The organism is Exiguobacterium sp. s157 (assembly GCF_018618205.1).
In the GTDB taxonomy this organism is placed as follows: Bacteria; Bacillota; Bacilli; order Exiguobacteriales; family Exiguobacteriaceae; genus Exiguobacterium; species Exiguobacterium chiriqhucha.
Genome location: NZ_JACSLQ010000006.1, coordinates 106,145 through 126,514, shown reverse-complemented (window position 1 = coordinate 126,514; position 20,370 = coordinate 106,145). Strand labels below are relative to the sequence as shown.

The following is a 20,370-nucleotide window of genomic DNA, read 5'->3' as shown; positions in this document are numbered from 1 at the left end:
AAAAATCCGAGAGACGCGATGCGTTTCTCGGATTTTTTCAATTCTTCGGTTGTTCGACTTCTTCTCTCGCACTTTCGCGAAGGGCAGAAGCCATGACGTCTGCTAAATCGCGCGAGCGGAGCACACCGACACCGCGGTCGGTCGGACCGTCTGGCGCGGCCACGTCCGCAATCAAGTCGTTCGTCGGCCGTGTCTCGTGAAGCAACAGTTCAGCCGATCCTTTCATCGCCTGGGCGACGATTTGGCGCGCCGTCGCTTCATCGAAACCGGCATCGGTCAAGACGGGCGTCATCGAACCGACGATTTCATAAAAGAAAGCGGGGCTGCATCCGGCGGCAGCCATGAAGGCGGACATCTTCTTCGCATCCGTCACGGCCGTCCGTCCGACGCGTTCAAACAGCGCCGTCGCGGTCTCACGGACCGTATCATCGGTCTCTGGGCCGAACCAGAGTCCGGTCATCCCGCTCCGATAAGCGACTGGGGTATTCGGCATCGCGCAGACGGCAGGGAGACCTGACGCCTCTTCAATCTCGCTCGGTTCGATATGAGCTGCTACGGAGACGAGGAGCGGTGTGCTCCACGTTTTAGATTGCACGTAAGGAATGACCCCGTCCGGTTGCATCGCGAGGACGACGATGTCATACGCGTTGACATCTTCCTCGTCGACGATTTGCACGCCGAGCTCGGCCTGTAACGCTGTCAAACGGGTCCGGTCACTCCGGTTCGTCATCGTGATTTGTTCAGGCGACACACCAGAGGCAAGCCATCCGCGTACGAGTGACTCACTCATCGATCCTGCACCTACCATTAAAATATTCATTCTCGTCACCTCTTCATATAGATTCGGTCGTATATATACATGTTGCTTATCATAACAAATGACGCAACAAATAGCGCCCATCGTGCTCAAATTGTAAAACAAAGGAAAAAAAGATGAGCGGTTTGTCATTTGATTGTCGCATGCGCCATAGATGACAAGCTGGCCCGGGCAAGCTATTATGGCAGTAATCAAACTGGAGGCGATGAGAGTGAAACGAGTGTTAGTGCGGGGGATTCAAGGGTATCAACGGTTCATCTCGCCGTTGAAACCGCCGACTTGCCGTTTTTATCCGACGTGTTCGCACTATGGAATCGAGGCGATTGAAAAGCATGGTGCCCTTAAAGGTGGGTATTTGACGACTCGCCGCTTAATGCGGTGCCAACCGTTCCATTCGGGCGGACTCGACTACGTGCCGGATGAATTTGATTGGCGCGCCCCTTTACAACGTGAAAAACCCCCTTCTCAGCGAGACGTCTAATCGGCGGCTCGCTGTTTTAGATACAGCTTAAAAATCAAATCGTTGTTTTATTACAATACTTTTGACAATCTTCTAAGTATTCTGAAAAAATAGAGGTGTACGATTACATAAGGGGAAGGGGAATTCAATATGAGTCAATCGTTCAGTGAACTCATCGGTACGATTTCGAACTTTGTGTGGGGACCACCGTTATTGATTTTGCTTGTGGGGACAGGCATCTACTTGACGGTACGGCTCGGGGGACTTCAAGTCACGAAGTTGCCGTACGCATTGAAGCTCGCGTTTTCTAAAAATCAAGACAAAACATCGAAAGGGGATATCAGTCACTTCCAAGCGCTCATGACGGCGCTCGCAGCAACCGTCGGTACGGGGAATATCGTCGGGGTTGCGACCGCGGTCGTGCTCGGTGGACCGGGGGCGATCGTCTGGATGTGGGTATCCGGATTTTTCGGTATGGCGACGAAATACGCCGAAGCCGTGCTCGCCGTTAAATATCGGGTGACCGATGAACGCGGACAAATGGCCGGGGGGCCGATGTATTACTTAGAACGTGGCTTGAAGCAACGTTGGCTCGCCGTCGCATTCGCAGGATTCGCCTCGCTCGCGGCATTTGGGATTGGGAACGGGGTGCAGACGAACTCGGTCGCGATGGCGCTCAAGACGACCTTTGACGTGCCGTTGTATGTCTCTGGTATCTTGATTATGATTTTCACAGGCGCGGTCATCTTGGGCGGTGTCAAATCAATCGGTCGCGTCGTCAGTTACTTCGTACCAGTCATGATCGTCTTTTATCTCGGCAGCGGATTGTTGATTATGGTGATGAACTACACGCTCATTCCGGATGCCATCGCCCTCATCTTCAGCAGCACGTTCAGTGCCGAAGCAATCGGTGGCGGAGCCATCGGGGCCGCCATTCGTTACGGTGTGGCGCGCGGCGTCTTCTCGAACGAGGCAGGTCTCGGTTCGGCGCCGATTGCCGCAGCGGCTGCTAAAACGGATATGCCGGGACGTCAGGCGCTCGTCTCGATGACGCAAGTGTTTCTCGATACGCTCATCGTCTGTTCTGTCACGGGAATCACGCTCGTCATGGGCGGTCAAATCGGTTCGGGCCTCGAGGGGGTCGAATTGACGACGGCGACGTTCGAGCAATTCCTTGGACCGGCCGGCGGTTATATCGTGACGATTGGACTGGTCATGTTCGCCTACTCGACGGTGCTCGGGTGGTCATACTACGGGGAACGGTCGATTCATTACTTGTTCGGTCAAAAATCGATTCTTCCTTATCGGATTGCGTTCGTTCTCGTGGCCGGTCTCGGTGCGATGACGACGAACCTCAACTTGGTTTGGGCGCTCTCGGACGTGTTCAACGGTTTGATGGCCATCCCGAACTTGATTGGCTTACTGTTCTTGTCGGGTGTCGTCATTGCTGAAACGAAGCGATTCAATCAACAGCTCGAACTCGAAAATCGAAATCGAAAAGCTTCTTAAACCAATACGCCACCATCCTTACGGGGACGGTGGCGTATTGCGTTTGCGAACCTCTTCGAGCCGTGCTTGTTGAAGATGGTCGAACACTTTCGTGATGAAACCGACCATGATGCCGACACCCGTGATGACATAGCCGATCGTGAACACTTTGCCGATATCGGTCGTCGGGACAAAATCCCCATAGCCGATTGTCGTGAGTGTGACGATACTGAAATACAGGGCATCGAGCCAACGCATGTCTTCGAAGCGTGAGTAGAACAGTGTCCCGGAGAGGATGGTCAGGAAGGCGAGACTGAACAAGACTTGAAACTCCGCATCCTTCAAGCCACGCCAAATCCCGCGGAACATGCGCCGGAACGTCAAGATGAAAGATAGCATTTCATTTCCTCCTTTCCCTATAGGTTTGTTCGCTAGCAACAGGGGAACATCCTTTATAGCAAAACTGGAGAGGATGATCATGATGACACGACTGATTCCAAAAGAAGAAGGGCTCGATCATAGCCTGGCGTTCCTACGGGAAGGATACTTATACGTCCCGAACCGTCGGAAGAGCTTTCAATCCACTCTGTTTGAAACACGCTTGCTCGGCGAACGCGTCATCTGTCTCGGAGGCGGCGAGGCGGCAGCCTTGTTTTATGACGCGGACAAGTTCGTGCGCAAAGATGCGGCACCGAAACGGTTGCTGAAAACACTATTCGGTGAGGATGGTGTGCAGACGTTAGACGGCTCGGCCCATACACATCGCAAACAGATGTTCATGGCGCTCATGTTCCCACAAAATATCAAGCGGTTAACGAAGCTGGTCAGCCGGGAGTGGGAACGGGCGCTCGACGCGGCAGCTGACGAGACGGTGCTCTATGACACGGCGCAAGAAGTTCTCATGCGGGCCGTCTGTGAATGGGCCGGGGTCCCGCTCCATGAAAGCGAAGTAGCGCGTCGGACGGACGAGATGAAATTGTTATTTGAATCTGGGACTGCCCTCGGACCAAAACATGTTCGGGGGCGAGCGGCCCGCTCCTCGGCCGAGGCGTGGGTGCGTGGCATGGTCGAAGAAGTGCGGACGAACCGGCTTCTCCCAAACGAACAAACGGCGTTATACGAATTTTCTTGGCATCGGGATGAAGCGGGTCATCTGCTTCCGGCCGACGTCGTTGCTGTCGAAGTAATCAATATATTGCGCCCGACCGTGGCTGTCTCGATTTATGTGTTGTTCACTGTATTGGCGCTCCACCAATTTCCGGAAGCGCGGGACCGATTGGCGCGTGGTGAGACCGAACCGACATGGTTCGTCCAAGAAGTGAGACGCTTTTATCCATTTTTCCCCGTGACCGCTGCGAGGGTCAAGCAAGATTTCGAGTGGAACGGATTTACGTTCGAAGAAGGGACGCTCGTCTTGCTCGATTTATATGGGACGAATCATGACCCTTCCTTGTGGACGGAACCGGATACATTCAACCCCGATCGGTTCAAAGACTGGACGGAAAGTCCGTTCACGTTCATTCCGCAAGGCGGCGGGGATGTCGATTTCGGACACCGCTGTGCGGGGGAGCACGTGACGATTGCAATCATGCGCGAGACGATCGACGTGTTCCTAACACGTTACCGTTACGAGGTGCCTCCGCAAGACCTCAGTTATAGCTTTGTCGACTTTCCGAGTTTACCGAAGAGCCGTTTCGTGCTGAATCAAATTCGAAAGAACAAATAAATGAGTCGCCCGCGGGCGACTCATTTCGTGTGTAACGCTAGCCGTTTTGTAATCGGTTGAATCGTGATATTCGTATCGACCATTCGATTATCACGTTTCGGTTCATCAGTCTGTTCGATTTGCCACGACGTATCATGTGACTCTTTGAGCGCCATCGCGATGTCATACAGAGAGTGACTCGAATTGCCGTTCAATTGGTACAGCCCGGGCCCTCGCTTCGTCAAAATCTCGAACAAGGCATCGGCCGTGTCTTCCAAAAACGAGCAAGACGGGTACCAGTGAGCGCTCGCGACGATGACGCCATGTCGTTTCATCTCGTTCTCGAAATAATCCATCATGTTATTCGAACCGGCACGATGCCCGATTTGCCAACCGAGCCGTACGATTTGGGCACCAGGATTGGTCCGGGCAATCGTCTCTTCGCAGGCCCGCTTATAGGCCCCGTATTCATCGGTCGCGTCAGGAGGCATGTCCGGTGTGATTGGCCCTGTCACGTTGTCAGAGAACACCGAGACGGTGCTCGTGAAGAGAAATGGAATCTTATATTCTCCGCATAGCCGAGCTAGCGTGTCGGCCCATTCGACGGCACCCATCCCGATATGAAGAAAGTAGTTCGGACGCACCGATTCGATGAAACGTCGCATCTCGGCCTCATCTGTGGTCGATACTTTCGTTCGGTCCCAGGCCACGGGCTCGATGCCATGCCGCGTTAACGTCTCGGCGACGACAGGGGCGACGGTCCCGTTCATACCTGTTAAAATTGCTTTCATCATGCATTCCTCCCTTTTGTTTCTATCATCCCACACTTCATGAACTGACAAACCCTTTGTGGACAGCTTTATGCTAGACTGTTGAGTGGAGGCGATAATGATGAATATTCGAAAAGCGACACCGGACGATCAGTTGCAGATTGCACCGCTCGTCTATACGGCGATTCATGAAATCGCCTATTCATTGACCGGCACATCCGATCAAGAGCACATGCTCGTTCGACTCGCGATGTGGATTGGTCAGCCTGGCAACCGCTTGAGCTACGAGAACATATGGGTGGCCGAATCCGATGCGACGATTGCAGGCATCCTGATTGCGTATCATGGCGAGCAGGCGGCAATGCTCGATGAACCGATTAAAGCTTGGCTCCGGACAAACGGTCAGTCTGACGAGTTGGATGTCGAAACGGAAGGCGACGTCCTGTATATCGACTCGGTCGCCGTCGACGCGACGTTCGGCGGACGCGGGATTGGGACGGGCTTGATTCAACAGGCGATTGCTCATGCGCGTGCCATGAACATTCCTCGCGTCACGCTCAACGTCGATCAGACGAACCCGGCAGCAGGTCGATTGTATGAACGTCTCGGCTTTATGAAAGAGAAAGAGATTGAGATATCCGGGGGACGGTTCGATTATATGACGTTTACGGTAAGCGAGAACGCCTGAACACGTCACGAAACCGATGCAAACCGATCTGGACTCGGCTATACTATATGCTTGATCACATTGAGAGAGAAAAAGGAGATTGTGTATGGAGTGGAAGAATATGTTGCGCGGCATCGCGATGGGAACGAGTGATTTGATTCCTGGCGTCAGCGGCGGGACGATTGCAGTCATTTTAGGAATTTATGACCGTTTGATTGAAGCCATCAGCGGTATCTTCAGTCGGCATTGGAAACAGCACTTGTTGTTCTTGATTCCGCTCGGGATTGGAATGGCAGGGGCGATTTTAGGACTCAGCCGCGTGATTGAGTTCCTCTTGCTCGAATATTATGAACCGACCCAGTTCTTTTTCATCGGATTGATTCTCGGGATTATCCCGATGCTCTTCTTTGAATTTCGAACGAGAGCCATTATGCGACCGGTGCATATCGTCGCGATGGTCATCGGAGCGATTCTTGTGGCCAGCATGGCAATCATCAAACCAGCAGATACGGCCATCATCACGGAACTCTCGACAGGGACGACGATTCTCTTGTTCTTCTCAGGATGGCTCGGCAGTATGGCGATGTTGTTGCCGGGAATCAGTGGCTCATTCGTATTGCTTTTGATCGGGGTGTATCCGACCGTCATCAGCGCGTTGTCGAACTTGAACCTGCTCATTATCGGCATCGTCGGTCTTGGAGTGGCCGTCGGTTTTATCGTCAGCAGTAAAGTGATTCGCTATTTGCTCGGTCATTTTCCGGGCATGACGTTTTCGGTCATCATCGGGTTGGTCATCGGCTCGCTTGCGGTCGTATTCCCAGGTCTGCCGGACACGACAATCATGTGGATACTCAGTGTCCTCTCGTTCTTCGCTGGATTCATCATCGTCCGTCTACTTGGACGTTTCTCCGTTTAACCAAACATGCACGCCCGTCAATGAAGACGAGCGTGCATGTTTTTTGCTTAATAAATGAACGGGATCAAGCGTTTACGTGACTTGGCCCACGTCTGATACGTCACACCGAAGTGAGATGTCAACATTTTCTCCTCGATATGGATGCGCCATAAGAGAGCGAGACTCATCAAACATGTACCGACGAGAGCAATCGTCCAAGGCGCGAAAAAGAGTGAAAATCCGAACGTGATAAATAAGAGCCCCGTGTAGAGGGGGTGGCGTAAATAACGATACGGTCCCGAACTGACGAGCTCATCCGCGGGCCGGACGACGACGTGGCGGGTGAACTGATGGCGCAATTGTCGGATGCCCCAATAGCGAAGTGAGACACCGGCGATGAACCCGCTCAGGCCGAGCAGGCGTTGCAGTGTGGCCTGACGTGTATCGGTCCAAACAGAAAGTCCGATCGAGATAGCGAATACGGTAACCATCATCAATGAGACGATATAAAAACTAGCGTGCTCACTGGCACCATCGGTCGGTTCGGACCGGTTTCGGTATCGCCAAATTTCATATAGCCAAGCGACCGAGGTGAGAACAAATAATCCATCGAGCCAATCCATAACGTGCCTCCTTTTTCAATACCTTCGATGTATTACCCGTGTCTTCCTCCTCACTAACGTGCAGGAATCGAAAAAACGTCTCGCGATGTGCGGGACGTCAAGAAAGCCTAACGGGCATTGGCAAGCAAAGTTGCGGCGGCCTGCTGGGCAGGGGGCGCTTCTTTTAGCTCATCTTTAATCAAATGGTAAGTGAGACACATCGGTTTTTCGGTCCGGGGGTCACGCCCGATGATGGCATCGATATGGAACACTTGTCTGAGCACGAGCGGACAAATGACTTCCTCAGCCGAACCGGTCGCGAGCACCTCGCCGTCTTTCATCGCAACGATATGATCGGCAAAGCGAGCGGCCTGGTTCAAATCGTGGAGCACCATGACGATGGTCCGCCCTTGCTCTCGATTGAGCGTTTCGAGCAGTTCGAGCACTTCGAGCTGATGGGCCAAATCAAGGTAAGTCGTCGGTTCATCCAAGAAGATTAAATCGGTCTCTTGGGCGAGTGCCATCGCAATCCACACGCGTTGACGTTGTCCCCCAGACAGGGCGTCGACGCTGCGGTCTTTATAAGCGAGCGTCCCGGTCACATCGAGTGCCCAATCGATGACTTCATGGTCATGTTTCGAGAGGCGTCCAAATCCGGACTGATAAGGGAATCGACCGTAGGAGACGAGTTCGCCGACGGTCAAGCCGCCGGCACCTTCCGGCGTTTGCGGCAAGATGGCCATTTTACGGGCAATCTCTTTCGTATTACATTTCGCGATGTCGGCCCCGTCTAAATGCACAGCGCCAGCAGATGGAGAAAGAATCCGTGTCATCGCTTTTAAGAGCGTCGATTTTCCACAACCGTTCGGTCCGATAATCGTCGTGATTTTATGGTCGGGAATCGACAAGCTCAATTGTTTTACAATCGTCTTGTCCCCATATCCGACCTCGATATCCGTCGTATGTATCCGTGACATGATGGATTCCCCTTTCCGTAAATGACGCCCGTGATAATGATTCTCAATATCGAGTTTACTATAGCAAGTGCGACACATCGTGTCAATGTTTGTTTGATGTCAAAATAGATTGTCGAGCGGTCTAATTCGCGGTATAGTGAATGAGAATGAGAATCAATGGCGCAGGAGTTTTGAGGAAGGGTGAGGACGATGAGCGAACAGGACCTATATGATGTAACGATTATTGGAGGCGGACCGGCCGGGCTATATGCGACGTTTTACAGCGGATTGCGGGGGATGAAAACGAAATTGATTGAGTTTCAACCGCATCTCGGCGGGAAAATCCATGTCTATCCAGAGAAGATGATTTGGGACGTCGGGGGTGTCACGCCGACGACCGGGGCTCGACTCATCGAACAACTGGTAGAACAAGGCTTGACGTTCGACCCGACCGTCGTGCTCGGAGAAAAGGTCGAATCGATGACGAAAGATCACGATGGCCATTTCGTATTGGATACGACGCACGGGCAACATCGATCGAAAACGGTCATTGTCGCGACAGGAAGTGGTATCCTGCAACCGCAGAAAATTGATATTAGCGGAGCGGAGCGCTTCGAGGTCTCCAACTTACACTATACGGTCAAATCGCTCATGGCGTTCAAAGGGAAGACGGTGTTGATTTCGGGTGGCGGCAACAGTGCGATCGATTGGGCCAACGAGCTTGAACCGATTGCCGAGCGTGTCATTTTGACGTATCGAAAAGAGGCGCTTAAAGGACATGAGTCGCAAGTCGATAAGCTCCTCTGTGGACGTGTCGACTGTCGATTGCATACGCAAATCGAGGATTTGATTTCCCGGGACGGGACGACGATTCATGCCGTCGCTCTCGTCGATTGCGGAACAGGCGCCCGCGAGGTTGTGGAAGTGGACGAGGTCGTCATCAATCATGGGTATGAGCAGGATACAGCGCTTCTCGGGGAATGTGAGCTTCAAGTCGAGATGGTGAACGATTTTTACGTGAAAGGCAATGCGAGCAGTGAGTCGTCGGTGCCAGGTCTATACGCAGCGGGCGACATTTTGACGCATGAAGGGAAAGTCCATCTGATTGCGGGTGCTTTCCAAGATGCGGCCAACGCTGTCAACCGAGCGAAAACGTTCATCGATCCGGACGCGACGAAAACCGCAATGGTATCATCCCATAACGAACGATTGAAAACGAAGAACCGGGATATCATCGAACAGGCATTACAAAAGCAGTGAGGGGAGCCCTCACTGCTTTATTGTTGGATAATCACATAGTTCGACGATGACGCCTCCGGAATGACGGGGGTCCATATAGATGAGGCGCCGGCCTTTGGCCGTCGTCCGCAACGTGTCCTCTAAAAAAGTTACACCGTCACGTTTAAGTGACTCGATTGACTCGTCCAAATCCTCGACGCGATAGGCGATATGGTGAACACCTTTACCACGCGCTTTCATGAAGCGAGCGATTGGGCTGGTCGGACTCGTCGGCAATAACAGTTCAATTACGTCGTCACCCACGTGGATGACGGCAATCTCCGTCTCGACGCCGATGGCTGTGTTCGTATAACGGTCGACCAACTTTCCTTGTAGAACGGTCGTGTAAAATGTGATCGCCTCGTCTAAGTCACGGACGGCGATTCCGGTATGGTCAATGTGCATGGTTGTTCCCTCCTCTCGCTCTAGTTTGACGAAACTTGAACAAATTGTCACTTCACAACGTTTTGTCGGAATCCGATATACTAAAAGAGGGAGGGACGGCGAAATGAACGGTAAGATCACTCTTGGATTGGTCAGCGCGTTCGCGCTGGTGTCATTTGTGTTTGGACTCTCACTTGCGACGTTTGTCGACTATCGGATCAATGAAGAGCAAGTCGTTCTGGAACGCTTGACGACCCATAAAAAAATTGGCCCATCTGAACTTCTATCCACAGAAGTGGACTTTCACTTGAACGGTTCGAACTACGCCCTGCGGTTTACAGACGAGCCCCACATCACGTACTGGTTCAGTGTGACGGATCGTGAAATTCAGTTCGACCGGATTGAATCGTTGGACCGACGTGATACGGGTCTTCGGACCGATCTCTTTGAAAAGATGCCACCGCTCGCGATGGATTCGACAAACGCTGCCGAATAAAAACACGAAACGAACGAGTCTGATTGACGGACCGCGGACGTTTCGTGTTTTTTTATTAATCGGTTCGCGCTGGGGTCAAGTACTTCAATAATGTATAAGTGGATGATGGCGTTGGACGGGCACCTTGCTCGTATAAAGCGTGTAGGACGTGTGTCTGCATCGAAGTGGCAGTGACACTCATCAATTCTGTCTTTTTAAATTTATCATAGTATGATTGCTGAAAAAATGAGATGCCTTCCTGAGTAAATTCTTTTTGGCCAACGATATGCAACTCGTGGAGGTACAATTGACCTTGCTTAATCTCGCCATACATCGTACCGACCACGGTGCCTTTCCATTTTAACGAATAAAAGATTGTTTGCCTTCGATGGAGCATATCAAGTGCCCGAGTCGTAAGAGGCACGGCTCCAGGCAAGAGCCAGAAATATTGATTTCGTTTTCGTAACCAATCTCCATGCGTCTCCGGATACTCTATACAAAATTGCCATTGGTCAAAAGTTGTTTTTGTGTACGGAACGAAAGGGAACTCAAACGACGTCGCCTCGAGGTGGGGAAGAAATCCAATGTCCTTGAAACCATTCAACAAATTGCCTGGTGCGTCAGTTGGGAGAGTTACCGAAACCGTTGTGTTGTGACGAACCTCTAATCGAAGTTGGAACAGGACCTGATCGATTAAACCGCTTAACATCATGCGATTTTTGCAAGTGGTGTCGCTCAAGCGAATCAAATGCGAGGTTTTGAAATCCTTGCAGTCAACTGTGACAGCGGCGACTGGCTTGTTACGAAACCATCCAGTATAGTGGTAGCAGTCGGCAGGCAGACAGAAAAGATGTGGAAGTTGACCTGCTGGATAGAGAGAGTGGAGCATGGACCGTTCATGGGGCTTGAGTTGTCGGCTTTCTTTGACGATAAAGGTGTGCTTCATGAAAGCAACCTACTTTCTACATTTATTGGAACACCCTTAAATTGTAAGCGTTACCACTTTAAAATGCTCGTATTAAAATGATGAACATTATTTGGTTAAAATAGGGATGAATTTAAGGCATTTTCCTGAGAGTCCCGTTTAAAAAGAACAGGAGAATGGCTTCAGAAATAGGTTTGTATCAAACTGAATCGAAAAAAACAAAACCAGATCTTTTTAAACGGAAATGGGTGTGAGAATTATTTAACTGGGGGGGAACGAAGAAAACCGTGTCATGACTTTGAAATCGACATGCTATAATTGATGTAAAGAAACGAACCGAGGAGACGACTATGCGATATTTGACAGGCTTGTGGTTGATAGTAGTGCTGTTGGCGGGGACGCCGCTCGTGGCTCAAGCGGATACAGAAGAACCGATTGTGGTCCACGAGAATGTCATCGTCGACGAGGCGGTAGAACTATATGAGGGGTTTCGCTCCCCGAATGAGATGGTCTTTATTTTTGTGCTGATCGTGTTACTGTCCGTCATCGGTCTTGGAATCATTAATGCCATCGAATAACGTGAAAACGTTCACAAAAATGCAATATCTAAAACGGAAGCGGTTTCAAATCTGATTTATACTAAACGTGTAGGAAGGAAGTTCTGCACCAACTTCCCCTCCTTTTCAGATGAACACCCCTCGTTCATATCATGTATTGGAGTCAACCGACGATGTCGATTGACTCCCTTTTTTTCGTATGCAGCATGAGGTTACAACTGGATGCGCTTTTCTTTGGCGAGACGACGCAATCGTTTCGTTTCATTCGTATGTCCATGACTTTCAAGCATATTGACATACACTTTGAACGGTTCAGAACGATGCGAGAAGAACGGGATATATTCGGCGAACAATTTTTGTTCGGCCTCAGATAACAAGCCGCGTTCGACGAGCAATTCTAGCTCGAGCATTTTTAAAGCTTGATAATCGGCGAGCGCATTATCGTCTGTCTGGGCTTTCGCTAACGTACGGTCGCACAACGTGGTGAGGCGTTCGTGGAGCAAGTTCCATTCAGCTATACTATACGATTGCTCGAGGAGGGTCGAGAGCAAATCGACCCGGGTGGAATCGACATCTTTTGGGACGTGGAGCGCGGTATACAAAGACCGATCGATCCAAACGGCAGGGGCGGGGGCGTCGAGTTGATAATATTGAATCAGTTGGGATAACATCGTGGTTTGAGACAATTTTAATAGTCGAAACGGGTCACTTGTCGTGAATAGAGGTTCTTCTCCCGCTGAAGACGACAGCAACAAAAACATTTCTTCATACATCGTCCGAGCCTCGGGCTCATCGTCAGCGTAATGGACGAGGTCGCGAATAATCTTTTTAGCGTGAATGTACCAGTTTTTTTGATCCCGTTCGCTCATCACTTGATTGGGTACTAAATATAAATGGTCATATGCCAATTCGACAAAGCGCTCAGCGAGGATGATGGTCTGTGAGAGCGAATGACGTTCGTCTGACGACTTTTGTTCTTTATAGCGCGTGAACTGGCTGACCATAAAGTCGATGTCTTTCTCTTCAATCACGGTTTTTGGGATGTTGCGATACATCTCGACAATTACATCGCGAAGCGTGGCTTCACCGTATTGTTCCAGCAACATCCGTAACTTCCCGATACGCATTAGCTCTCCCTCCTTTCGAGAGGACGTCGAACAATCTATCCATCCACAGATGGGCAGACACCAATTATTATTCCTTTCCCGGTTTCGATTCAAAACAACCCTTCCGTCTCATGCTTAAGACGGATTTTTGCGCTAAACGTTGTCAGAATAGCGTTTGTCGATGATAATGTAGAAAAATCTAACCATACTAGAGGTACAGCATATGAATGACGATCAACACTTATCACGTGTCGAACGACGGAAACGGGAGCTTGAACGCGAACGATTAACCGAACAAGCCCGGCTAGACGAACAAGCTCGACTAGATGAAGAGACTCGACACGAGACGCCCCAGCACCAAGGGCAAGTAGAAGACAAGTTTAACAATGATTCGAATCGACCGACAGATACAGGGCAGGGCGAGCATCCGTTTTTAAATCGTTCGGAGGAAACGCCGTCGGAACGCAAGAAGAAATCGCTCAACGTCAAAAAACCGAAACTAAGTCTTCCCTTCGGTAAGAAGCGTAAGTCGAAGCCGCGCCGAGATGAACGACGTGAGCCTAGACAGAAAACACGAGAGCCGGAACGGACGCACGCCAAACGGGAGACGGCCGCTCCGAAGGAAAAACCACGCCGTCGCAAATGGAAAGGGAAATTGCTTCTCGTCCTGTTGCTCTTGATGATTGGGGCCGGCTATATGGCGACACGTCCGGTCACGTTTTTAGTCATGGGCAGCGATGCCCGGGTCGGAGAATCGTTATCAGGATCACGGACCGACTCGTTACAGCTGATGGAATTCGTGCCACGTTCCCGCACTGTCCAAAACGTCTCGATTCCACGTGACACGTATACGGCGATTCCTTGTGAACCAGAGCGAGAAGGCGATAAAATCACCCATGCGTTCGCCTATGGCGGTGCTGACTGTACCGTTGGAGCGGTAGAGGGATTGACCGAAGCGTCTGTCGACGGTCAAGTCATCATCACGTTCGAAACGTTCATGGAACTGATTGATTTGGTTGGCGGCGTCAACGTGACGGCGACCCACTCGTTCAGTGAGAAAGGCTTCAATCAGACGTATGAATACACGGAAGGTGTCTCGTACGCCATGGACGGAGATATGGCGCTCGCCTATGCTCGTCATCGGAAAACAGATACGGATGGGGCGCGATCGAATCGACAGACCGAGGTCATGTCAGCCGTCGCCGATAAATTGGCCAGTCCAACAGGCTGGACAAAAATCCCGGCAACGTATCGCTTTATGAAAGACGAGATGGGGCTTGAGATGAACCCGTTGCAAATGGCTTCAATCGGAATGACGATGGTGCTACAACCACAGGTGGACAAACTTCAAATCGAAGGGGAAGACGCCTACATCGATAACGTCTATTACTATCAACCGACCGAAGCGAGTGTTCAAGCCGTTCGCGATGCCCTCGACTTAACGATGTGGGGAACTGTTAGATAATTTTGCGAAAAGGGTTTGATTCCATCCCGAAAGAGGAAATTTAATCAAATGAACTACTCTTTTGAGGAGGGAAATTTGAATGAAAGTTTTAGTCATTGGAGCAACAGGAAAGATCGGTAGACGTGTATTGAAAAGTTTAGCGAAAACGCATCAAGTGACCGCTTTAATTCGTTATCCTGAACTACAGGCAGAGTATGAAAAAATGGGTGCGCGTGTGCTCACCGTCGACGTCGAGAAAGAATTGGATAAAGGGATACACGAGGCGACTTCCGGACAGGATGCCGTCATCATCGCAGCAACGGCTGGGGCAGAAGGTTCGAGCAAAGAAATCGAACTGCTGGACCGCAACGTCGCCATGAAAGCTATCGATGCTGCGAAAAAAGAACGGGTCCGCCACGTCGTTTTGCTCAGCGCTTACGGCGCCGATCAACCAGACGCTGCACCAAAAGAACATTTCAACTTCTTGTCTGCTAACAATGCGGCTGACGAGTATATCGAACATAGCGGTTTGAACTACACGATCATTTGCCCAGTGACAATCGTAGATGGTCCAGGGAAAGGCTCGATTGAGGCATCAGAAGATTTGAGTGATGCGAGTGACGCAACGATTTCTGAAACGGACGTCGCGACTATCATCGCCGCCTCGCTCGATAATCGAGGCTTGTACGGACGTCGGATTGAAGTCAAATCAGGCAGTACACCAATCAACGATGCGCTCGATTTCGACAGTCGTGGAGAAGTGGCGACAGGTGGCAGAACGACGCTCCGTCGACCACAGCGTTAACGAAAAACTGGAGGAGAAGGTGTCTTGATGGAACGAAAACTGTATAAAGATCCGTCGAATCAAATGATTGCTGGTGTTTGTTCGGGACTCGGGAACTACTTAGGTGTCGATGTGACATTGATGCGAATCATCTTCGTCGTTCTCGCCCTATTTGGAGGTCCAGGTCTTCTGATTTATATCGTCCTCGCCATCGTCATGAAAAAACCGCCTTCAGAGTATGAGGCGGAGCAAGACAGTCGCTTTTAACAAAACGTGCTGACCATAGCGGTCAGCACGTTTTTCATTCCATATACAAGGTGTAAGTCGCTTCGAACGACTCGCCTGGTTCGAGCAGTTGCATGTCTTCCTTATGGAGGATGTCTTTCCGGTGCCCTTTATAGTCGGCATGTCCGAACCACGGCTCGAGACAGGCGAACGGGGCGTCGGAATGTGGAGGTGACCAGATGCCGAAGTGGGTGAACTGGGGGGATTCCATGACGATGGCCCGGCCGCTCGGCTGATGCCGGAGCGCCGCGTATTCGATTTGTTCAAAGATAAGGGCGTCCTGGTCGAACAAATGATGCGTCAACGGGATATAACGACGTTCCCCAAGCGGTTGATAAGCACCCGTCAAGTAAGGTCCTTCGAGCAAGAGACGGTCGAGTGTTCGTGTCTCCCCAAAGTCAATCGTATAGTCTTCGAACGTGCCCCCGGCAAACGGAATGTTGAAGGCCGGATGTCCGCCGATGCTGAATGGGAGTACGACATCATCCCGATTGACGACGTGGTACGTCACATTCAACTCTTCGCCGATCAAGCGATAGATGACGTTCAGTTCGAATGAGAACGGATAGTGTTTACGGGTCTCGATCGAATCACGAAGAATGAACCGGACGTGTGTGTCCGAAGCCTCGGCGACCTCGAACAGTTCGTCTCGTGCAAATCCGTGTTGGCTCATCGTGTATGTCAGTCCTTCATATAAGTAGCGGTCGTCAAGCAGCCTTCCGACGAAAGGGAATAGGATTGGGGCTTGCCGCCCCCAATACGTCGGGTCGCCTTGCCAAAGGAGCTCCGTTCCTTCGACTTTCCAACTTGTCATTTCGGCGCCGTGCGCTTTTAGGGTGAGGCTAACTTTCTCATTGTGAAGTTGCAAGATAGTTACTCTCCTTTGAATGATGTGATAAGTTAAGTTTAGGAGTGAACAGTCCACAGAACAAGGGGTAAATCATGCGATTTCATAAACTAGCAATCAGTCTCATCATGGCCGGCCTCATTGGAGGATTGGCTTATAAAGGTTACGACGAGTACAAGACGAGCCAAGCGAGTGAGCCGACGGTCGAAGTCGCCACGGACGACGGCGTGCTCGGTGGTCTTGAAGTCGGACAGCGGGCGCCACAGTTCGAGCTCGAGACGACGGAGGGGCAGCCGGTGTCCCTCGCCGACTATGAAGGGCAACAAGTCATCCTGAACTTTTGGGCGACGTGGTGTCCACCGTGTCGGGAAGAGTTGCCAGAGTTGATTGAATTCGGCGAAGATACAGGCATCCCTGTGCTCGGAGTGAATGCGACGAAAAACGAGCGGCTCGGTAAACGAGACGTCGATGCGTTTTTACAGGAAGTGCCGGTCAGTTTCCCGATCCTATTGGACGAGACGGGGACGGTGGAGAAGACGTATCGTGTCGTCGCGCTCCCGACCACCTACGTAATTGGGCCAGACGGCATCATCACGGCCAAACAAGTCGGACCAGTCGATTTCGACTGGCTGCATGACCGAACGAAATGAACGGACAAAGACAGACTGGAAAGAAACCGGTCTGTCTTTGTCTACTTTTTATAATGTTGTTTAATCAGCGCATCGAAATTGGGTGTCATGTCTTCTTCGAGATAGTAATGGTGGTTATCTCGAATGATGGTATCGCCAACACGTGCTTCTGATGGCAAGAATCGTCTTGGGATAAAGCTCGAGCCGTTGTTCCAACGTAACACGGCATACTTCCCTTCGACCCGCACCAACGTGCCATACTTGATCATGCCTCTTCCTCCTCAACGAACAGCTTTCTGTCTCTTTTATTCTTATAGAGTGTATTCCCACATTCCACAAAACCTACACATATTTGCGCAAGGCTAGACAAGCAAAAGTAAAAACAGAAGCGTGACAGAATTGTGAAGAAACTTTGAAGAAAACGCTTTCTTTTTGAATTATTTTCTTCTATAATGAAGGCACGGGGTGATTATGACGAATTTGTGAACAATGGGGGTATGGTCAATGTTTTCATCAGCTATGATTGGGTTGCTCGCTGTCACCGGCGTGACCATTTATGGGATTGACCGTATGTTCACGGTCCGTTCAGAACGCGTCACAAAGAAATAGGTCTACATAATAGGGGGGAATCGCAACGTCTTGGGGAGACGTTGCGATTTTTTTGTGTCAATAATCTTGTTGCCGCGACTCGCGATCTTTTGCTTTTTGCTCGACGTGCTTCCGATTACGTTCATGGACGCGCTGGAAGAAAGCGTGTTCGGGCCAATGCGGAGACCAGACGCGTTCTTCTGGCAAGGCGAGGATATATTCTTCGGCGGCGCTCAGTCGCTCCATCATTTTGCTACGGTCGTCACACAAGTCGCCGTGGCCAGGAATGAGCCACCGAATCTCATACTCGTAAATGGCAGCTTGAAGTTTCTGCAACGACGTCAAATACGCCTCGGCATCGTGTTCGATGAACGGGGGCTCGATATTGGAGGCATAATCGCCACACACGAGCAGACGTAACGGCTCGACGATTAAAGACATGTGGGTCGACTCGTGACCAGGCGTCAATAAGAACGTGATGGGCGTAGAGCCGAGGGCGAGGGTACCATCTTCCGAAATCATAATATCAACAGCAGGTTTGATGATGGGACGATCGATGTAATACTGTTCGTAGAACGATTGAATCTCATCGAGCTGAGAACTCGCATCCGTCTCGACGAACGCTTGAGACGCGATGACGGTGGCATCGGGGAACGCATAAGCCCCGATGATATGGTCATAGTGCTGATGCGTATAGATGACATACAGCTTTTTCCCCCGGCGTCGTAATTCGACGTCCCGGCGAATCGTGGCGATTTCTTCGGGCAACCAGGTCGGATCAATCACAATCAAGCTTTCGTTCGTCTCAATTAACGTCGAAGTCGTGCGCATCAAAGCACTCTCGTATACGGTGAACGGTTGAAGACGTACTTGAATCACAGGAATCCCTCCTTCTTGTCTTCCATCCTTTTCCCGAATTAACGTCATTTAAGCGTTGTTGAATTCGGTGCTATTATGCTGAAAAACAAAAAAAGCAGAACGTCGAATGACGTTCTGCTTGTTGCACGGGACACCGTGCGGTTATGTGTGCGAGCAAATTCTCGCGTATATGTCGGTAATTGGAGCGGGTGAAGAGAATCGAACTCTCGTCATCAGCTTGGAAGGCTGAGGTTTTACCATTAAACTACACCCGCATATGAAATTTTAAAATGGAGCGGGTGAAGAGAATCGAACTCTCGTCATCAGCTTGGAAGGCTGAGGTTTTACCATTAAACTACACCCGCGAAACGCTTAACGTTACGGTAATATAATAGCACAGGATTTTAGCTTTGCAAACCCTTTTTTGAAAAAACATTGGTTGTTGCGGCTAGGTCGTCTTGCTAAGATAATAGAGGAGAGGAGTGGATGGGGCATGAGTGAGCGTAAATCCTATTTACAGATGATGAGCGAAGGGTTTCGGATGATGAAACAATCCAAACAACTCAACCACGAGACGAAGCTTCGCCAATGGATGTTCTCGATTAATCGCGAGTCGGACTGGCAGGTGATTCTTCGAACGGAACGATTGAAATGGATCGGCCCGGCGACGAATGAGTTCATCGTCGAACCGCTATCCGTTCAAATTGGGGCACTTCAGCTCACGCGTCATCTCGAAACGAACGAAGTACGTTTGAAGATCGAGGAAGAATGGGGAATTGAAAGTAAGGTCGTCTGTGACGACAAGGAGTGGGAACGATTCGTCGCGTCGCTCAAACAATTGAAGGGGGAGTAGTCGTGAGTCGAGAAAGGCTATATCGGATTGAAGCGGAAGCTCGGGGCAGTGCCTGGCGAGCCCGTGTATTGACCGGCATCCAACGATTCCGCTTTTTTAAAGGGGAATTGCTCGCACCGACTGAACGTCCTTATGTCGTCTTGAGCATCTCACAAGACAAGCAGGCACTCCCCGATTTGATTGAGACGGATATGGGAGTGTTGCTCATCCATGAACGAATCGGTCCAATTTTTATGAACCTATGCCCATACGATATTCAGCTTGTTCGAGTCGAGTTGCACACGAGCACCGGGAAGACGGATCAATATTGCGCGCTCAACGTATTGCGTCGCTTCGAGATTGAGCATCTCGAAGATTCAGGCGAATATCGACCGTTAGACCCGGACCGACTCTATTTTTTATCACATCAAACCGTAAGATTGAACTTATTCGGGCACATGATTGCCCAAGACCAAAACAGTCAACGTCTTTACGTGACCGAGCGCCTCAAATATGCGCTCCAAGCGAAGATGGTGACAGGTCTAGCATTTAAGAAGACGAAGGAGCAAACAGCATGAAGGAATACGAGATTGACGGTTGGATCCGTCTATCCTACCCAGAACACTTTGAATACAATGAAGAAGAAGACCATGTCAGCTTTTATTCGGTAGAAGCCGACGCCCAAGGGACGCTTCAGATGTCCATCTATGAAGCCGAGGAAGAGCAAGCGCCGAGCGACGCGGCTCTCCAAGAGTTGAACACATTTTTAGGCGAGTTCCCGATTGACGTCAAAGTCGCCCCGAGCGTCACGACGGAGGCAGGCGGTATGACGACGGCCTATGCGAGCGGAATCGAGGACGGGATGCATCTCGACGTCTGGTCACTCACAGACGGGAAACGACTCCTGTTTTTGACGTACGTCGCCGATGAAGTGACGAATGAAAAAGTAGAGATTGAATCGATTATCGACTCCATTGAATGGACATAACAAGAGACACGCGCCAAAGTCGGCTGCGTG

26 protein-coding genes and 2 tRNA genes are annotated in these 20,370 nt (G+C 50.7%); 15 read left to right on the top strand and 13 right to left on the bottom strand.

The window, feature by feature from the left end:
• Nucleotides 1–37: 37 nt before the first annotated feature.
• The gene (locus KNP67_RS12195; RefSeq protein ID WP_214756692.1) at nt 38–820 is read right to left on the bottom strand and encodes a pyrroline-5-carboxylate reductase family protein; all 783 of its coding nucleotides are present in this window, start codon (nt 818–820) and stop codon (nt 38–40) included.
• Between the two features lie 202 nt (nt 821–1,022).
• Here KNP67_RS12195 and yidD point away from each other — a divergent pair, with 202 nt between their 5' ends.
• The gene (gene yidD, locus KNP67_RS12190) at nt 1,023–1,298 is read left to right on the top strand and encodes a membrane protein insertion efficiency factor YidD (RefSeq protein WP_082665786.1); all 276 of its coding nucleotides are present in this window, start codon (nt 1,023–1,025) and stop codon (nt 1,296–1,298) included.
• A 129-nt stretch (nt 1,299–1,427) separates the two neighbouring features.
• On the top strand, nt 1,428–2,786 hold the full coding sequence (locus KNP67_RS12185; RefSeq protein WP_021065263.1) for an alanine/glycine:cation symporter family protein: 1,359 nt from the start codon (nt 1,428–1,430) through the stop codon (nt 2,784–2,786).
• Nucleotides 2,787–2,804: 18 nt separating this feature from the next.
• Here the strand turns inward: KNP67_RS12185 and KNP67_RS12180 are convergent, their stop codons facing one another.
• A complete protein-coding gene (locus tag KNP67_RS12180; RefSeq protein WP_131472430.1) occupies nt 2,805–3,164 on the bottom strand; it encodes a potassium channel family protein in 360 nt (119 codons plus the stop codon).
• Nucleotides 3,165–3,243: 79 nt separating this feature from the next.
• Between KNP67_RS12180 and cypC the strand changes: the two genes are divergently transcribed.
• Complete coding sequence (cypC, locus tag KNP67_RS12175) at nt 3,244–4,491, top strand: CYP152 family fatty-acid peroxygenase CypC (RefSeq protein ID WP_353048278.1); 1,248 nt, start codon at nt 3,244–3,246, stop codon at nt 4,489–4,491.
• Nucleotides 4,492–4,511: 20 nt separating this feature from the next.
• Here the strand turns inward: cypC and KNP67_RS12170 are convergent, their stop codons facing one another.
• Complete coding sequence (locus tag KNP67_RS12170; protein WP_029596072.1) at nt 4,512–5,261, bottom strand: sugar nucleotide-binding protein; 750 nt, start codon at nt 5,259–5,261, stop codon at nt 4,512–4,514.
• A gap of 100 nt (nt 5,262–5,361) precedes the next feature.
• On the opposite strand from KNP67_RS12170, the gene KNP67_RS12165 reads away from it, so the two are divergent.
• Nucleotides 5,362–5,928 carry a GNAT family N-acetyltransferase gene (locus KNP67_RS12165; protein WP_242679030.1) on the top strand — a complete coding sequence of 189 codons (567 nt, stop codon included), beginning with the start codon at nt 5,362–5,364 and terminating at the stop codon, nt 5,926–5,928.
• An 85-nt stretch (nt 5,929–6,013) separates the two neighbouring features.
• The gene (locus KNP67_RS12160; protein ID WP_131472435.1) at nt 6,014–6,823 is read left to right on the top strand and encodes a DUF368 domain-containing protein; all 810 of its coding nucleotides are present in this window, start codon (nt 6,014–6,016) and stop codon (nt 6,821–6,823) included.
• A gap of 47 nt (nt 6,824–6,870) precedes the next feature.
• On the opposite strand, the gene KNP67_RS12155 is transcribed toward KNP67_RS12160, so the two are convergent.
• On the bottom strand, nt 6,871–7,425 hold the full coding sequence (locus KNP67_RS12155) for a methyltransferase family protein (RefSeq protein WP_021065269.1): 555 nt from the start codon (nt 7,423–7,425) through the stop codon (nt 6,871–6,873).
• 107 nt (nt 7,426–7,532) lie between these two features.
• The gene (locus KNP67_RS12150; RefSeq protein ID WP_051627751.1) at nt 7,533–8,381 is read right to left on the bottom strand and encodes an ABC transporter ATP-binding protein; all 849 of its coding nucleotides are present in this window, start codon (nt 8,379–8,381) and stop codon (nt 7,533–7,535) included.
• A gap of 189 nt (nt 8,382–8,570) precedes the next feature.
• Between KNP67_RS12150 and KNP67_RS12145 the strand changes: the two genes are divergently transcribed.
• A complete protein-coding gene (locus KNP67_RS12145) occupies nt 8,571–9,620 on the top strand; it encodes an NAD(P)/FAD-dependent oxidoreductase (RefSeq protein WP_021065271.1) in 1,050 nt (349 codons plus the stop codon).
• A 9-nt stretch (nt 9,621–9,629) separates the two neighbouring features.
• Here the strand turns inward: KNP67_RS12145 and KNP67_RS12140 are convergent, their stop codons facing one another.
• Entirely contained in the window at nt 9,630–10,043 is a 414-nt protein-coding gene (locus KNP67_RS12140) for a VOC family protein (RefSeq protein WP_131472437.1), read from the bottom strand.
• 103 nt (nt 10,044–10,146) lie between these two features.
• Between KNP67_RS12140 and KNP67_RS12135 the strand changes: the two genes are divergently transcribed.
• Nucleotides 10,147–10,518 (top strand): hypothetical protein, encoded by a 372-nt coding sequence (locus KNP67_RS12135; protein ID WP_021065273.1) that lies wholly within the window; start codon nt 10,147–10,149, stop codon nt 10,516–10,518.
• A gap of 55 nt (nt 10,519–10,573) precedes the next feature.
• Here KNP67_RS12135 and KNP67_RS12130 read toward each other — a convergent pair whose 3' ends face one another.
• On the bottom strand, nt 10,574–11,443 hold the full coding sequence (locus KNP67_RS12130) for a hypothetical protein (protein ID WP_131472439.1): 870 nt from the start codon (nt 11,441–11,443) through the stop codon (nt 10,574–10,576).
• 329 nt (nt 11,444–11,772) lie between these two features.
• On the opposite strand from KNP67_RS12130, the gene KNP67_RS12125 reads away from it, so the two are divergent.
• Nucleotides 11,773–12,000 (top strand): hypothetical protein, encoded by a 228-nt coding sequence (locus KNP67_RS12125; RefSeq protein ID WP_021065275.1) that lies wholly within the window; start codon nt 11,773–11,775, stop codon nt 11,998–12,000.
• A 191-nt stretch (nt 12,001–12,191) separates the two neighbouring features.
• Here KNP67_RS12125 and KNP67_RS12120 read toward each other — a convergent pair whose 3' ends face one another.
• On the bottom strand, nt 12,192–13,106 hold the full coding sequence (locus KNP67_RS12120) for a hypothetical protein (protein ID WP_021065276.1): 915 nt from the start codon (nt 13,104–13,106) through the stop codon (nt 12,192–12,194).
• A gap of 202 nt (nt 13,107–13,308) precedes the next feature.
• Between KNP67_RS12120 and KNP67_RS12115 the strand changes: the two genes are divergently transcribed.
• The 3 genes from KNP67_RS12115 to KNP67_RS12105 all read left to right on the top strand — a co-directional run bounded on the left by KNP67_RS12115 (nt 13,309) and on the right by KNP67_RS12105 (nt 15,580).
• On the top strand, nt 13,309–14,550 hold the full coding sequence (locus KNP67_RS12115; RefSeq protein WP_214756691.1) for an LCP family protein: 1,242 nt from the start codon (nt 13,309–13,311) through the stop codon (nt 14,548–14,550).
• 79 nt (nt 14,551–14,629) lie between these two features.
• A complete protein-coding gene (locus KNP67_RS12110) occupies nt 14,630–15,334 on the top strand; it encodes an NAD(P)H-binding protein (protein WP_021065278.1) in 705 nt (234 codons plus the stop codon).
• Between the two features lie 27 nt (nt 15,335–15,361).
• Nucleotides 15,362–15,580, top strand: coding sequence for a PspC domain-containing protein (locus KNP67_RS12105; protein WP_021065279.1), 219 nt, complete (start codon nt 15,362–15,364; stop codon nt 15,578–15,580).
• 34 nt (nt 15,581–15,614) lie between these two features.
• Here KNP67_RS12105 and KNP67_RS12100 read toward each other — a convergent pair whose 3' ends face one another.
• On the bottom strand, nt 15,615–16,466 hold the full coding sequence (locus KNP67_RS12100) for an aldose 1-epimerase family protein (protein ID WP_021065280.1): 852 nt from the start codon (nt 16,464–16,466) through the stop codon (nt 15,615–15,617).
• Between the two features lie 74 nt (nt 16,467–16,540).
• Between KNP67_RS12100 and KNP67_RS12095 the strand changes: the two genes are divergently transcribed.
• Entirely contained in the window at nt 16,541–17,095 is a 555-nt protein-coding gene (locus KNP67_RS12095; RefSeq protein ID WP_131472443.1) for a peroxiredoxin family protein, read from the top strand.
• A 41-nt stretch (nt 17,096–17,136) separates the two neighbouring features.
• Here KNP67_RS12095 and KNP67_RS12090 read toward each other — a convergent pair whose 3' ends face one another.
• From KNP67_RS12090 to KNP67_RS12075, 4 genes are all read right to left on the bottom strand, one after another.
• Nucleotides 17,137–17,343: a DUF3006 domain-containing protein gene (locus KNP67_RS12090; protein WP_016508383.1), complete on the bottom strand. Its 207-nt coding sequence runs from the start codon at nt 17,341–17,343 to the stop codon at nt 17,137–17,139.
• Between the two features lie 397 nt (nt 17,344–17,740).
• Nucleotides 17,741–18,541 (bottom strand): MBL fold metallo-hydrolase, encoded by an 801-nt coding sequence (locus KNP67_RS12085; protein WP_021065283.1) that lies wholly within the window; start codon nt 18,539–18,541, stop codon nt 17,741–17,743.
• A gap of 180 nt (nt 18,542–18,721) precedes the next feature.
• Nucleotides 18,722–18,795: transfer RNA gene (locus KNP67_RS12080), tRNA-Gly, on the bottom strand.
• Nucleotides 18,796–18,811: 16 nt separating this feature from the next.
• Nucleotides 18,812–18,885, bottom strand: a tRNA-Gly gene (locus KNP67_RS12075).
• Nucleotides 18,886–19,013: 128 nt separating this feature from the next.
• Between KNP67_RS12075 and KNP67_RS12070 the strand changes: the two genes are divergently transcribed.
• The 3 genes from KNP67_RS12070 to KNP67_RS12060 are packed head-to-tail and all read left to right on the top strand — an operon-like array spanning nt 19,014 to nt 20,340.
• Nucleotides 19,014–19,373: a hypothetical protein gene (locus KNP67_RS12070; RefSeq protein ID WP_021067840.1), complete on the top strand. Its 360-nt coding sequence runs from the start codon at nt 19,014–19,016 to the stop codon at nt 19,371–19,373.
• A 2-nt stretch (nt 19,374–19,375) separates the two neighbouring features.
• Nucleotides 19,376–19,930 (top strand): hypothetical protein, encoded by a 555-nt coding sequence (locus KNP67_RS12065; protein WP_021067839.1) that lies wholly within the window; start codon nt 19,376–19,378, stop codon nt 19,928–19,930.
• Complete coding sequence (locus KNP67_RS12060; RefSeq protein ID WP_021067838.1) at nt 19,927–20,340, top strand: hypothetical protein; 414 nt, start codon at nt 19,927–19,929, stop codon at nt 20,338–20,340. Before KNP67_RS12065 ends, KNP67_RS12060 begins: the two co-directional genes overlap by 4 nt.
• Nucleotides 20,341–20,370 lie beyond the last annotated feature (30 nt).

Bases quoted from the DNA above. Each gene is read 5' to 3' on its own strand.
- KNP67_RS12130 (WP_131472439.1), bottom strand. From the start codon at position 11,443: ATGAAGCACACCTTTATCGTCAAAGAAAGCCGACAACTCAAGCCCCAT.
- KNP67_RS12090 (WP_016508383.1), bottom strand. From the start codon at position 17,343: ATGATCAAGTATGGCACGTTGGTGCGGGTCGAAGGGAAGTATGCCGTG.
- KNP67_RS12150 (WP_051627751.1), bottom strand. From the start codon at position 8,381: ATGTCACGGATACATACGACGGATATCGAGGTCGGATATGGGGACAAG.
- KNP67_RS12110 (WP_021065278.1), top strand. From the start codon at position 14,630: ATGAAAGTTTTAGTCATTGGAGCAACAGGAAAGATCGGTAGACGTGTA.
- KNP67_RS12125 (WP_021065275.1), top strand. From the start codon at position 11,773: ATGCGATATTTGACAGGCTTGTGGTTGATAGTAGTGCTGTTGGCGGGG.
- yidD (WP_082665786.1), top strand. From the start codon at position 1,023: ATGAGAGTGAAACGAGTGTTAGTGCGGGGGATTCAAGGGTATCAACGG.
- KNP67_RS12115 (WP_214756691.1), top strand. From the start codon at position 13,309: ATGAATGACGATCAACACTTATCACGTGTCGAACGACGGAAACGGGAG.
- KNP67_RS12095 (WP_131472443.1), top strand. From the start codon at position 16,541: ATGCGATTTCATAAACTAGCAATCAGTCTCATCATGGCCGGCCTCATT.
- KNP67_RS12195 (WP_214756692.1), bottom strand. From the start codon at position 820: ATGAATATTTTAATGGTAGGTGCAGGATCGATGAGTGAGTCACTCGTA.
- KNP67_RS12070 (WP_021067840.1), top strand. From the start codon at position 19,014: ATGAGTGAGCGTAAATCCTATTTACAGATGATGAGCGAAGGGTTTCGG.
- KNP67_RS12170 (WP_029596072.1), bottom strand. From the start codon at position 5,261: ATGAAAGCAATTTTAACAGGTATGAACGGGACCGTCGCCCCTGTCGTC.
- cypC (WP_353048278.1), top strand. From the start codon at position 3,244: ATGATGACACGACTGATTCCAAAAGAAGAAGGGCTCGATCATAGCCTG.
- KNP67_RS12120 (WP_021065276.1), bottom strand. From the start codon at position 13,106: ATGCGTATCGGGAAGTTACGGATGTTGCTGGAACAATACGGTGAAGCC.
- KNP67_RS12140 (WP_131472437.1), bottom strand. From the start codon at position 10,043: ATGCACATTGACCATACCGGAATCGCCGTCCGTGACTTAGACGAGGCG.
- KNP67_RS12105 (WP_021065279.1), top strand. From the start codon at position 15,362: ATGGAACGAAAACTGTATAAAGATCCGTCGAATCAAATGATTGCTGGT.
- KNP67_RS12060 (WP_021067838.1), top strand. From the start codon at position 19,927: ATGAAGGAATACGAGATTGACGGTTGGATCCGTCTATCCTACCCAGAA.
- KNP67_RS12135 (WP_021065273.1), top strand. From the start codon at position 10,147: ATGAACGGTAAGATCACTCTTGGATTGGTCAGCGCGTTCGCGCTGGTG.
- KNP67_RS12160 (WP_131472435.1), top strand. From the start codon at position 6,014: ATGGAGTGGAAGAATATGTTGCGCGGCATCGCGATGGGAACGAGTGAT.
- KNP67_RS12180 (WP_131472430.1), bottom strand. From the start codon at position 3,164: ATGCTATCTTTCATCTTGACGTTCCGGCGCATGTTCCGCGGGATTTGG.
- KNP67_RS12155 (WP_021065269.1), bottom strand. From the start codon at position 7,425: ATGGATTGGCTCGATGGATTATTTGTTCTCACCTCGGTCGCTTGGCTA.
- KNP67_RS12185 (WP_021065263.1), top strand. From the start codon at position 1,428: ATGAGTCAATCGTTCAGTGAACTCATCGGTACGATTTCGAACTTTGTG.
- KNP67_RS12165 (WP_242679030.1), top strand. From the start codon at position 5,362: ATGAATATTCGAAAAGCGACACCGGACGATCAGTTGCAGATTGCACCG.
- KNP67_RS12145 (WP_021065271.1), top strand. From the start codon at position 8,571: ATGAGCGAACAGGACCTATATGATGTAACGATTATTGGAGGCGGACCG.